General features: G+C 67.9%; 1 pseudogene. It reads right to left on the reverse strand.

What is annotated here, in order from left to right:
- Window positions 1–199 (reverse strand): annotated as a pseudogene (locus SB719_RS20195) (hypothetical protein); the annotation flags it as partial.
- Window positions 200–271: the final 72 nt, after the last annotated feature.

Here is a 271-nt window from a genome sequence, read left to right on the forward strand (position 1 = left end):
CAACGAGGGCGCCAACGATACCGCCTGCGACGCCGCCGGCTGTCGCGCCGCCAACGAGCCCGACCAGCGTGGCGGTCAGCCAGCCACCTGCCACGACCGGGCCGACGCCGGGAATGGACAGAAGGCCAAGCCCCGTCAGCAGTCCGGCACCGCCGCCTGCGACCGCGCCGAGACCGGCCCCGGTTTCGACGCCCGTCACGGTGCTCCCGTCCCCTTTCACGGCATCATCTGCATATCGACCATCGGTATTATTCGAAATCAGGCTGATATT

This window comes from Pantoea sp. SIMBA_079 (genome assembly GCF_046940275.1).
Taxonomy (GTDB): domain Bacteria; phylum Pseudomonadota; class Gammaproteobacteria; order Enterobacterales; family Enterobacteriaceae; genus Pantoea; species Pantoea borealis.